The 12,500-nt window shown below is 63.4% G+C and carries 7 protein-coding genes; 5 read left to right on the forward strand and 2 right to left on the reverse strand.

What is annotated here, in order from left to right:
• Positions 1-198: 198 nt before the first annotated feature.
• Positions 199-1,533, forward strand: coding sequence for a DUF1616 domain-containing protein (locus AC6I6X_RS03670; RefSeq protein ID WP_497929143.1), 1,335 nt, complete (start codon positions 199-201; stop codon positions 1,531-1,533).
• A 716-nt stretch (positions 1,534-2,249) separates the two neighbouring features.
• Positions 2,250-3,323, forward strand: a complete 1,074-nt coding sequence (locus tag AC6I6X_RS03675; protein ID WP_497929144.1) for a CARDB domain-containing protein — start codon at positions 2,250-2,252, stop codon at positions 3,321-3,323.
• A 334-nt stretch (positions 3,324-3,657) separates the two neighbouring features.
• Here AC6I6X_RS03675 and AC6I6X_RS03680 read toward each other — a convergent pair whose 3' ends face one another.
• Positions 3,658-4,641, reverse strand: coding sequence for a glycosyltransferase family 4 protein (locus tag AC6I6X_RS03680; protein WP_497929145.1), 984 nt, complete (start codon positions 4,639-4,641; stop codon positions 3,658-3,660).
• A 451-nt stretch (positions 4,642-5,092) separates the two neighbouring features.
• Between AC6I6X_RS03680 and AC6I6X_RS03685 the strand changes: the two genes are divergently transcribed.
• The gene (locus AC6I6X_RS03685; RefSeq protein ID WP_497929146.1) at positions 5,093-6,886 is read left to right on the forward strand and encodes a hypothetical protein; all 1,794 of its coding nucleotides are present in this window, start codon (positions 5,093-5,095) and stop codon (positions 6,884-6,886) included.
• A gap of 124 nt (positions 6,887-7,010) precedes the next feature.
• Here the strand turns inward: AC6I6X_RS03685 and AC6I6X_RS03690 are convergent, their stop codons facing one another.
• Positions 7,011-8,594: an alkaline phosphatase family protein gene (locus tag AC6I6X_RS03690; protein WP_497929147.1), complete on the reverse strand. Its 1,584-nt coding sequence runs from the start codon at positions 8,592-8,594 to the stop codon at positions 7,011-7,013.
• A gap of 682 nt (positions 8,595-9,276) precedes the next feature.
• On the opposite strand from AC6I6X_RS03690, the gene AC6I6X_RS03695 reads away from it, so the two are divergent.
• On the forward strand, positions 9,277-10,905 hold the full coding sequence (locus AC6I6X_RS03695; RefSeq protein WP_497929148.1) for an alkaline phosphatase family protein: 1,629 nt from the start codon (positions 9,277-9,279) through the stop codon (positions 10,903-10,905).
• Entirely contained in the window at positions 10,905-12,428 is a 1,524-nt protein-coding gene (locus tag AC6I6X_RS03700) for a flippase (protein WP_497929149.1), read from the forward strand. Before AC6I6X_RS03695 ends, AC6I6X_RS03700 begins: the two co-directional genes overlap by 1 nt.
• The last annotated feature ends 72 nt before the right edge of the window (positions 12,429-12,500 follow it).

The raw sequence follows: 12,500 nt of genomic DNA on the forward strand, positions 1-12,500 counted from the left end.
AAATTGCCCGTTCTCGAGAGTTTCGTGAGATCTGTGGCGTCTGTGCCGTCGCCCTGCCGAAGCGATCGAACGGCGTCGGTTGCCGTTTCTCTCCCGCCGTTCTACTCCTGCAACGGCGGAGTCCGCCCGTTTCGAACGGCAGTATCCGACAACTAACAATGGGCGCCACTGTTGAGCAGTCGATAATTGATACCGCCTATGAAAGACGTACTGACGAAACCGTTCGCGGTGCTCCAACGACGAGGCAGATCGTATCTCGCCGGCGCACCGGTCGACCTGTTTCTCACGGGTGCATTCGTTCTCGTCGCGACCGTCCTGCTGGCCGTCGTGGACGTCTCATCACTGCTCGTCCGCGCGGCGATCGGATTTCCGCTGTTGTTCCTCGTCCCGGGGTACGTCACCGTTTCGACGTTGTTTCCGCGGGAGTCGCCCGCGCGCGCAACTGTAACCGACACGTCGCTGCTCGTCACGCAAACCCGATCGATCAGCGATGTCGAGCGCGCAGCGCTCTCGTTCGGCCTGAGTTTTGCCCTGTTACCGCTGCTCGGACTGGTGATCGCGGCTACGCCGTGGGGATTTACCCAAACCGTCGTCGTCGGAACGGTCAGCTGCTTCGCGCTGATCGGCATCGCAGTCGCGACCGCTCGGCGGCTCCTGGTTCCCCGGGACGCTCGATACGAAGTACGATTCGGTCGTCGACTCGAGGCCCTGCGTACGGCGATCTTCGGGACGAATTCGACGATCCAGACGGCCGTCAACGTCGCGCTCGCGCTCAGTATGCTGCTTGCGCTCACGTCGGTCGGATACGCGCTCGTCTCGCCACAGCAGGGTGAACAGTACACCAGTCTGCAGTTGCTCACCGAGAACGAGTCGGGTGAACTCGTCGCGTCGGGGTACCCGGAGGAGATCCAGCCGGGAGACTCGATCCCGCTCGTCATCGGGGTCGAGAACCAGGAACAGCGGGATCTGAATTACACGGTCGTCGTTCAGGAACAGCGCGTCGAGGATGGAGAGGTCGTCGAGCGAACGGAGTTACGCCGGATCGATTACGTAGTCAACGACGGCAGCACCGCGTACGGCGAGCGCGATATCACGCCCACCACTGCGGACGGACCGGTCCGGATTTCGGTCCTCCTCTACCAGGACGAGGTTCCCGATACGCCGACCCAGGAGAACGCCTATCGATACACGCACATCTGGACCGAGGTGACCGAATCGGCCGGCGTCGATGCGGACGAGAGCACGGGCGGTGACGAAGGTGGCGGTGGTGACGAAGGGGAGACGGACGACGAAACTGACGATGGCGGCGACGAAGACGAGACGGAACCGGACGACGGTGACGGAGACGAAGACGAGGACGAAGATGCGGACACCGACGACGAAGACGAGGACGACGGTGACGGAGACGAAGACGAGGACGACGGTGACGGAGACGAAGACGAGGACGACGGTGACGGAGACGAAGACGAGGACGACGGTGACGGAGACGAAGACGAGGACGGAGATGCGGACGATGATGACGGTGAGGAATGACGACATTGTACCGATCGGCGGACTACTGGCCGAGCCAGGTGGAGCCACGACTGTCGCCAGCGCACAGGAGGCCGCCGACGAATCGGCCGCCTACTCGTTCGTCCGGGGCGACGACTGCACTCCCGTCGAACCCCTCGTGACGGGTACGGCGTGGGGACGTTCGCAGTCCCGGTCGCGGTGGGCGGCGATCGAGTCGGCAACCGTCACGCTCGACGGCCCGACAACGGACACCGCCGGAATCGGACGGTACGACCGACGTGACGGTCACGGAGGAAGACGGAAGCGACGTGAGCGGGATCGGCGGAACTGCGGTCGTCGTGTCGGCGGCGATATCGCTGCTCGCGATCGGCATGCGTGCTCGACGGACCTGATCCGGACTCGACGGCGTGGTTTGACTCCGTTCCGACTCCGTTGCCCATCGCGAGCGGCCGACTCGTGGCCGGTGTCCGCCGCGCTTCGAACCACGGACGTCGCGGGGCGCCGTCGGCTGTTCGACGGGTGATGGCGCTCATTACGGCATGCGCTACGCGCGTCCTACGGGGTACAGCGGCGTCGTGTTTCGCCCGTTCAGTCCGATCGTCCGCGGGAAACGGCGGGTTTCGCGAATCGATCGCCGATGCTCTCGGCACCGTATCGTTCCGCGTTTCGAAACCGGAACGTTCAGCGGAGCAAACGATGTCATAACAATTGGAAGAAACGGTGTCGTCCGAGGTGAGATGAACCAGTCTCAGAAAGATCGAAGTCCCAATCGGCTGCGCTCGGTGATCGCAACGATCGCCATCGTGACGGCCGTCGTCATCGGTTCGACGGTTGCCGTCGCCATGGTCGGTACGGCCCAGGCGCAGGAAGACTCGGACAAGTACTCGGTGATTCAGGGGGACAAGTGTATCAACATCGAACCGCTCGGATTCGGGCATCAGTCCTCGGAAGAGTTCTACGACTATCGGACTCCGGATACCGAACCGAATTCGTCAACGTATAGTTCGCACGGAACGATGAATCTCCAGGAGGACGATACGAGTATCCTCTTCCTCCACGAGAGCAGCGACGGCCTCAGTCTCGCGTTCGTCCACGATCGAACCAACGGCAACACCTCCGGCGGTGCGGCGACGTTCCAGATCGGTGACCTGCCGGAAGACGGCGAGTGGGTCGTCGAAGACGACAGTTACGACGGCGCCGACGACGAGTTCGACCACCGCAACGATTCGAGTCGCATCTCCTGGGCCTGGTCCGAAGGCCGATCCGACGGCGCCGTCTTCAACGGGGGACTCGAGGACGACTTCGCGATCGAACTCTACCCGGCGTTTAACGACGAAGCCGACCTCGACATCTACGACGGCGAGATCACGGACTGGGAGGTTATTTCCGGCCCACCCAACGATCGCGAGCGGACCTCGCTGGATATGAACGAGCCGATCACGATTCAGTCCGGCGGTTGCGATTCGTTCGGCGTCACCGAACTCAACGTGGACGACTCGGTGTCGACGGATGAGCCCGTCGACATCGAAGCGGTCGCGGAGAACGACGGCGAGTCGACGGTGACCACGACCGTCGAGTTCACGGTCGACGACGAAACTGTTGACAGGAAGGACGTGACGCTCGAACCCGGCGAGTCGACGTCCGTAACGTCGACGACCGAGTTCAACGAATCGGGAACCTACACCGTCGCGGCGGGCGAGCAATCGAAGGATGTGACCGTCGACGAGGGCGAATCACTGCCCGGCTTCGGCGTCACCGCAGCGGCGCTAGCGGCGCTTCTGGCCGCACTCGTCGCTCGCTATCGGCTGTAGCGCGTTCCCGTTAGATTCGCTGCCCCTCGCTTACCCGGACGTCCACAATCGTTTCCCTCTTTTCCGCTCGTCCGCCGGTGGAAGGGGCGGTCGTTCCACCGCTCCACTCGCGGTCTGCGATCGACCCGAACACGCGGTTTGCGATCGTCGTATCTGGTTTCACGCGCCGAGCACCGATCACCGTCGGGACGCGTCGATCGCGCTCCGATCGAGGGTCCGTCTCGAGTGTCGGTGCCGAGTTTCGTCGTTCGATCGGGTTCGATATCGCCTCGATGGGGACGCGTCGCTCTTTTCCTCGTTCGATCGCCGTCCGACCCCCGTTCCCCGATCCGGGCTACTGCCCCGGGTGGGGCTCTCGTCGGGGTTTCGCAGGCGGGCCGCCGCGGTTCCGACTGCGGTCCTCGATGACGTCGCGGTAGACGCCGTGGATCCGTTCCGCCATCCGCTCCTTGCTGATTCCGTTCGCCTGCTCCCGCCCGTTCGATCGGTCCCCTCGTTCGAGAATGGACGCGAGCGCGAGGCGGAGTTCGTCGTCGGTGTGACACACTTTCGACGGCGTCACTCCCGCGAGTCGTTCGCGGACGTCGCCCACGTCGAGCGACACGATCGGGAGGTTACACGCCATCGCCTCCTTGACCACGTTCGGCGATCCTTCGCGGTCCGAGGTTAACAGGAGACAATCCGCGGCATTCATGTACAGGGGCATCCGCGAGTGTGGTACGTCGCGGGCGGTCTGGAGATGTATCGGTTCGGGAACGTCCGTTCGAACCGCGTCCACGACCCGTTCCGCTCGCGGATAGTTCTTCACCTCGCGTTCGGGTTTGTATGGAAAGAGTACGTGTTTCGCGTCCGGGTCCCATCCGAGGCGATCGATCGCCGTCGACCGCGGCATGGGTTCGAACAGCTCGAAATCGACCCCGTGCGGAATGACGTAGCACTCCTGTTCCAGGTCGCGTTTCATCGCCTCGGACATGACGATCGTGGCGTCACAGTAGTTCGAACACAGCCTGCTGAGCCAGCCGAGTTCGCCGTCCAGGTCGGTACCCCAGAGCGACAGGACGACCGGGAGGTTCGGCTGCGCCAGTGCAAAGGGCGCCGTCAGTCCGTAGTTCGCGTGAACGAGATCGTATGATCCGAACGACTCTTTCAGCACGGTCGGGTGAAATCGGAGGTAGTCGAGGATCGAGCGACTCGTGTTCGCCGTAACCGTTCCCGGTACGGAAAGGGTCGTACACTCGATACCCCGGTCCTCGAGAGCCTCCACCTGGAGTGCAAACGGTGGTGAACTCTCTTTGGACGTCAAATTGAGAACATTCATGCTGAGAGGGGGTTCACGAGACGGTTTTCGACTATCAGTCTTTGTTATCTCCTCATCGTCAGTTGTACGTGTGAATTAGCGAAGATCAACGCGTGTGACTGTCCGGTGTACCGGTTCGTTTTCACTACCGTTCTACGTCGATACCGCCCTCTGTAGGGGGTGTCTTTGCGCTACTATCGGCGCATTTTGTAATTTGCTTTGCAATACTGTGCCGAATATATCAAATATACTCGGTCGATCACGTTGTGTCAGATCGCCGTTCTCGCCGGTTCGCCGCGGTTCGTCCGGCGCGATCGACGCTTCGAAGTCCGCTGCATCCGTCCTTCCGCGCTCTGCGATCGACGGCAAAGCGACTCCGGCGAGCACGGTGTACCGTTCTACTGAGTATAAATGGCTACTACAGCCTATCATAGCCTGCATAACAAGGACGAACCCGACGGATAGACCGATAATGTCACATGCGGGATCTGGTCCGTCGCTAGGGAAGCGTGCACTTCTCGTCGTCGGGTTTCTCGCGCTCTCCGCCGCCGTGCTCGCGGCCCATACGGCGCCGGCAAGCGGGTACGAACTGTCCCCGTATACGGAGACGCCCATCGTGTTCTGGACGTTGTTCGCGTGTACAGTCGTCGTCGCCGCGATCGTCTCGCTCGGGTCGACGACACCCGGGAATCGCCGTGCAGCACTCCTCCTGGGCGGGGCGGCTGCGGCGGTATTCGTCGGGCTGCCGTCGCTCCGCGGATACCGCTTTTACGGTGCCGGCGACGCGCTCACGCACCTCGGCTGGATGCGTGGCATCGAGGCGGGAACGTTTCCCCCATTTGCGCTCGAATATCCGGCGTTGCACACGCTCGCGGTCTTTCTCTCCGCGACCCTCGACGTCCCCCTCACCCGTGCAGCGACGCTGGTCATCGTACTTCTCGCCTGCCTGTTCGTGCTCTTCGTGGCGCTTTCGACTGATGTCGTGTTCGACGGTCGTTATAGCACCGCCGTCGGCACGTTCTCGGCGCTGCTGTTCTTGCCGATCACGACGCTCAGCACGTTTATGGTGCCACACGCGATGTCGCAGGCGATCCTCTTCTCGTCGGTCGTCTTCTACCTCTTTCTGCGGTACGTCAGTCCCACCGACTCGCTTCGACGTCGATCCGCGACGGGGCTCGGCCTTTCGATCGCGCTGATCGCTCTGGTCGTGTACCATCCGCAACTCGCGGCGCACCTGCTCGCCGCCCTGTGTAGCGTGTACGCGTTACAAAGACTCTACCGTCGGTTCAGATCGAACCATCCGATCGCGAACCACCGCTCGATCGTCGGCCAAATGGTCGTCCTCAGCGCCGCGTTTCTCGTCTGGACGTCGAACCACGGGTTCTTCACGGGCGTGATCGAGCACGCCGCGTCGAGCGCCGCCGCGTACTTCCTCGCCGACGGGTCGGCCGGCGAATCAGTGGACTCTCAGAGCGCCTCCCTCAGCGAACTCGGCGCGAGCGTCCCCGAACTGTTCCTGAAACTCTTCGCCCCGAGTCTGGTTTTCATCGCGCTGCTCGGCCTCGTGGTGCTGTGGACGATCCTCGAGCGCGACGGAACGATGACCCGCGGGACCGACGGACTCCTTCCCTACTTCATCGCCAGCCTGTCCGGGCTGAGCGTGATTTTCGCGCTGTACTATCTCGGTTCCTACGGGACGATGTACTTCAGGGTGCTCGGACTGATGTTGCTGCTCATCACGATCGTCGGCGCCGTCGCCGCCTCAGCCGCCATTGCCGGACTCTCGCGCCGACTTCCCACCGGAATCGTCCACGGGGTCGCGGTCGCCGCGTTCGGGCTATTGATCCTTTTCTCGCTGATCGCCGTGTTCCCCTCACCGTACATCTACAGCGCGTCGCCCCACGTCACCGAAATGTCGATGTCAGGCCACGAGACGGCGTTCGAGAACCAGGATCCGGAGATTACGTTCGCCGGCATTCGGGCCGGGCCGAACCGCTACGCGGACGCCTCGAACGGCGACCTGGAGCGGACGAGACACTACGAGGGGGTTACCGGCGAAGAGATCGACGAGGGCCTGACGGAACAGTCCGCCGACGACAGATATCTCACGGTAACCCAGACGGATCGCGAACGGGAAATCCGCGCGTTTCAGGAGTTGCGCTACACGGAAGCACAACTCGATTCGATCCCGTCCCAGTCCGGCGTTAACCGCGTGCAGACGAACGGCGAATTCGAGCTGTACCACGTTCGCGGAGAGGGCGAGTGATCGCTCGTTTCCGGCCGGACCGCAGGACTCGAACCGCGAACCGGTAACCCAGTCGGACGCCCGATACTCATGCGCGTAGAAAATAAGATTGCGCGAGATCGCCCGTGCGCGGAACAGCCGTCCCTCACTCCAGGTATCCGAGCCCCCGAAGCCGATCCTCGACGTCGTCTCTCTCCTCGGAGACGGAATCGTTCGCCTCGTCCGTCGTCCGCTCGACGTACCGTCGGGTTCTGACGGTGCCGATCGAATCCCGATCGAATATCTCCTCGAGGATTCGACCGTCGGCCGCTTCCGGAATCGGTCGTCCGGCCCCGTGAAGGACCGTCGGTGCGACGTCGACGACGGACGCGTCATCGACCCTGACGCCGGCGTCGACGGATGGTCCCCACGCGAGGAAAACCCCCTCGGGACGGTGACTCGCTGCTTTGTTTCCGGCCGGTTCGAACGGGTCGTCAGTCACGTTCGTCTTCTCCTCGTACTCCCCGCGTCCGACCGCGATCAGGTCGGGCGCGTCGGGATCGGTCTGGAACAAGTCGTCCCCGTCGCGAACGTCGAGCACGCGGTTGCCCGTGTCGGGATCGGTCACTTCGGACAGCGCGGTCGCGACCTCGTGTTTGACCGTCTCGACGTCGCTCGGTGGGACGATCCCGTGCTCGAATCGCTCAGTGTCGTTGATGTAGATCTGACTCGGATCGTGGGCGAACGCGACGGTGTCGTCGAAGTCGACGTCGTACAGCCAGTGGTCTCCCGGGATCTGTTCGGCGACTCTGTCGACGATCGTGTCCGGGAGGTGGGTGACGAGCGCGGTAGGCGTGATCCCGACGCGATCGAGCGAGTCGAGGACCGTCGCTTTCGTCACGCCGAGTCGCTTCAGGGAACGGCGCGCGCCGTCGTTGTCCTTGCGAGTGAGGAATCCCTCCGCCGAGAGCAGCGAGTTGAGGTTGACGAACGTCGAGATGGGACCGAACCCGTGATCGGAGACGACGTACAGCGTCGCGTCCGCCTCGGTCGCGTACGCCATCGCCTCCCCGATGATCTCGTCCAAGTGTCGGTAGTGCTCGAGGATGACGTCTTCGTCCCAGATGAGGTGCTGGAGCCGATCGGGGGCGGTGTAGACGAAGAAGAACAGTTCCCAGTCGCGCTCTTCGGCGAGTTTGTTCATCAGCGCCCGCCGCGCCGACACGAGGTTCTCCAGGTCGTCGACGAACCGATCCTCGTCGTCGGCGTACTCGCTCCAGTCGAGGGCGATTCGGTACTCCGGAATCTCGCGTTCGATCTCGTCGCTCAGCTCCGGCGGATGGGTGAACCCCTCGCCGATCTCGGGCGTGAACATTCCGGAGACCATCGCCCCGTCGATCTCGTCCGCCGGATACGTCATCGGGACGTTGCCGGCGACGGCGGGCGATACGATGTCCCAGAGTGCCGGCCGACGGCGATCGGTCCCGTCGTACCACCGATGGGTGTAATCTCCCTCTAGCGCGTGGAAGCCGTAGATGCCGTGTTTGTCGGGCCACGTTCCGGTCGCGATCGACGGCCAGGCGAGCGGTGTGGTCGGCGGGCTCGTGCTCGTGAGGGGTCCCGACGCCCCTTCCTCGAGCAGTTTCCCGACGTTCGGCAACTCCCCCGTTTCTCCCCACTTGCGAAGGAGATTCCACGGAACGCCGTCGATTCCCAGTACGAACGCTCTCTCTGCTGTATCTTCGGTCATGATATAAGAACGATCTCTCCGTTCGACTGTCCGGTGGTACTGCCGATCCGGCCATTGTTATTCGTCGCTTGCGCGATCGGGCCGCTTCGGAGAACGGAACCGCCCGCAGGCCGCGGAGCAAGTTGCTTTCGGGCACCCGACGGAGTGCGACGGAATCCGGGCGATCGGGCTGCGATTCCGATCAGCGTGAGGCGGGCCCGGATCTCTTGCCCTGTCGTCGCGACCGTTTGGGCCGGTGCCGTGGCGCTCGACGGTTCCAGATCGATTTCCGCGCGGGCGATTGCAGGACCCATCGACGCTCGCTGCGCACCGGCCGTGCGGGGCGGTAGTTTTCGAGTACACGTCGGTATTCGCGGCGAACAGTCGGTAGATAGATTATAACAATGGATGCTCCGTCTGCGAGTGATGAGTAGATGAATCGGTACGATTCAGGCGACGATACCACGACGGTAGCGACCGGTGAAGGCCAGTCCGAGACCGTCACGGCCACTGACGACGGCGGCGTCTCCCTCGCGTCTCGTAGTTCTGTTTCGCGCCCGGCGTCGTCGCCGGCCCGATGGTGTGACGGTCCGAGATATCGGCTACGTGAAACGACCGTCGACGCCGTCCGGGATGTCGATCGTCGCCCGGGGTATTGTCTCGCCCGGCCCGCTGGGATCCGTGACGTCCCCGGAGTGGTACGATGAGTTCGGCGGCCCGCTCGGACGCCAAAACGGTTATCGTCGGCTTCGACGGGATGGACTGGCGCTACGTGTCCCGCTTTTCGGACCGACTGGACGTCCTCCCGGAACTGCAGGAGCGCGGCGTCTCGGCCGATCTGACGTCGACGTTTCCACACTGGACCGGGAGCGCGTGGCCGTCGATGTACACCGGGGTCACGCCGGACCACCACGGCGTGTTCGACTTCTTCGACTACGAGGGCTGTTATCCGGATTCGGCCGCGGCGGTCACGAAAGCGGACGTCGAGGCGCCGGCGATCTGGGACTATCTCACCGATCGCTCGATCCCGTCGGTCGTGATGAATCTCCCGGTGACCCATCCCGCCGAACCGATCGAGGGCGCTCTCGTCCCCGGCTATCTCGCGCCGGAGGACGCACCCGGCTACCCCGAGGGAATCCGCGACGAGATCGCCGACGCGATCGGTGAACCGTACCGGATCTACTCCGAGTACGAGACGGCCGCCGATACCGACGTGAAAATCGACGGCTACGTCGATCTCGTCGACCACCGCGGCGCGGCCGCAGAGCACCTGCTCGCGTCGAGGGACTGGCAACTGGCGATCGTCCAGTTCCAGAAGACCGACGCCGTGTTTCACAATTCCAGCCGGACGGCGGACTTCGAGCGCGTGTACGCGGCCGCCGATCGGGCGCTCGGACGGGTTCTGGACGCGTGCGACGACGATACGAACGTTATCGTCTGTTCCGATCACGGCATGGGTCCGGTCGACGGCTACCAGATCCACGTCAACCAACTCCTCGAGGACTGGGGGTATCTCGAGTCCTGTCGCAATCCTACCGGTACCGGCGGCTTCAAACCCGTAGCTGAAGACGAGTCGACGGACGGTTCGGTCCCCGACGAGATGTTCGACCAGCTGCTCGCGTTCTCCTCGAAGGTCGGACTGTCGCCGTCGAGGGTTCACGGCGTTGCCGATCGCCTCGGTATCGCCGAACCCCTCGTCCGGGCCGCTCCGGACTGGGTCACCCACGGCGTCGAACGCGGCGTCGACTGGGAGACGTCGGCCGCCTACTGTCGGAGCCAGTCCGAACAGGGGATTCGCCTCAACGTCCGCGGCCGCGATCCGTCCGGCGTCGTCGATCCGGGCGAGTACGAGTCCGTCCGGACCGACCTCGTCGATCGGCTCTCGAACCTGCGGACGCCCGACGGGAAACCGGCGTTCGAACTCGTCAAACGGCGCGAGGAGGTCTACGACGGCCCTCGGACGACCGGGGCCTGCGACATCCTCTTCAGGACGACCGGGATGAATCACGTGATCTGGCCGAAACTACACGGGGTGCAGTTCCACCCGATTACGTCTTTCGACCACAAGCGAACCGGCGTCTTCGTCGCCGCCGGACCGGACGTCGACGCGGCCGCTGACGTCGATCGCCTCTCGCTGACCGACGTCGCACCGCTTGCGATGGCGCTTCTCGAGCAACCGGTTCCCGAGCGGATGACCGGGAACGTACCGTCGTCGCTCGTCACCGCTTCGTATTCGCGGGCCGCGTACGACACCGCCGTCGGGGACCGTGGCGTGTACGAACAGGATCAGGACGACGTACGAGAGCGACTGAGCGACCTCGGCTACCTCTGATGACAGACGAGACGGACGACCTCGCGAAAGTCCTCCTGAGTGCGGGCCTCGTGTTCGTCGGGGCCCTCCTGGAGAACTTCGCACGGCTGGCGGAGCGGGTCCTCATCGGCCGCTCGTTGTCGGCCGACGCGTACGGCGAGTTCAGCATCGCCCTGGCGATTCTGACCCTCTCGTCGACGTTCGCGATGGCCGGATTCAGCCAGGGAATACCGCGGTACATGGCCCGCTTCGACGACCGGGCCGACGAACGGGGCGCGTTGCTCACCGGTCTCGTCGTGACGCTGCCGATCGCGCTCACGCTCTGTGCCGTCCTCGTCCTCGCCGGAGACGTGATCGTCGCGACCCTGTTCGAGAGCATCGAGTCACAGTTGTTGCTCACGCTGTTCGTCGTCACGATTCCGCTCGTCATTACGTTTCAACTCGGAATCGCGGCGATTCGCGGGTACGAAAACACCTCGTACAAGATCCTGACGCAGAACGTCACCTATCCGGGCGTCCGTCTCCTGCTCCTCGGCATCTTCCTCTCTCTCGGCGTCGGCGTCCACGCGACCGGGTACAGTTACCTGATCGCCGCCGTCGTTACGACGCTCGTCACCTACGCCCTCCTGCGACGATTGGTCTCTCTCACGGGTCCGTCGCGGTTTCACGTTCGGGAGATGACGGCCTTTTCGGTGCCGCTGATCGTCTCGACGGTCGCCGCGACGCTCCTGACGAAGACCGATACGCTCATGCTGGGATACTTCCGGGCCTCGAGCGAGGTCGGAGTCTACAACGCCGCGTTTCCGCTGGCGAACTCGCTCGTCGTGATCCTCGGCACGTTCGGATACATGTATCTCCCCGTCGCCTCTCGTCTCGACGGCGACGGCGAGCGGGAGTCGATGAACCGGGTGTACCAGATGACGACCAAGTGGGTGTGCGTGTTGACGTTTCCGCTGTTCGTGACGTTCGTCGTGATGCCGTCCGACGTAATCGCACTCGTCTTCGGCCAGCAGTACGCACGCGGCGGCATCGCCCTCGCGATACTGTCGATCGGCTTTTTCACCAATGCCGCGGTCGGCCGAAACCGGGAGACGCTCTCGGCGCTGGGGTATACGAAATTCATCCTCATCACGAACGTTTCCGCACTGGGGATCAACGTCGTCGCCAACGTGGCGCTCATCCCTCGCTACGGATTCGTCGGAGCGGCGATCGCGTCGGCAGGTTCGTTCGTCGCGATGAATCTCTTCGTGTACCTGTTCCTGGCTCGGAAGTTCGATATCCGTCCGTACAACCGAACTTCGCTTCGACTGCTCGGATTACTCCCCGTGCTCGTCCTCCCGATGGGCTTCGTGCTCGACGGCCTCCTTCCGGCCACGCTCACCGGAGTCGGTCTCTTTCTCGTGAGTACGAGCCTGCTCACGCTCCTCGTCGCGGCGGGGTCCGGGGCTCTCGAACACGGTGACATCGTCATCGTCGAGTTCCTCGAGGACGCGCTCGGCACCGAAATTCCGTACGTCCGCGAACTGATTCCGGACCCCGAGTGACGGGTCACGACCAGTTGACCCCCGTTTGTTCCGCATTTCGCAAACGGTTCGCCGTTGCTCGATCAGTCAAGG

This window comes from Halosolutus sp. YCN4, assembly GCF_059736495.1.